Source organism: Campylobacter sp. 2018MI13, assembly GCF_018501135.1.
GTDB lineage: Bacteria > Campylobacterota > Campylobacteria > Campylobacterales > Campylobacteraceae > Campylobacter_E.
In genome coordinates this window covers 1-215 of record NZ_JAHCZC010000366.1, presented here as the reverse complement: position 1 = coordinate 215, position 215 = coordinate 1, and the positions used below count along the sequence as shown (strand labels likewise).

1 rRNA gene is annotated in these 215 nt (G+C 45.1%); it reads right to left on the bottom strand.

Annotated features, from left to right (window positions below):
• A 23S ribosomal RNA gene (locus tag KJQ99_RS10425) occupies nt 1-215 on the bottom strand; the annotation flags it as partial.

Here is a 215-nt window from a genome sequence, read left to right as displayed (position 1 = left end):
CTAATACAAGGCTAACCACACCTTATACCGAAGATACGGTGCTATTTTGCAGAGTTCCTTAAAGAGAGTTCTTCCACGCGCCTTAGACTACTCATCCCACCCACCTGTGTCGGTTTACGGTACGGGCAACATTATCTAAACTTAGAAACTTTTCTTGGCTCGACGGCATCAGCAATTCTTCCTTCCATCCGAAGACTTCAGAAAGCCTTTCAGTT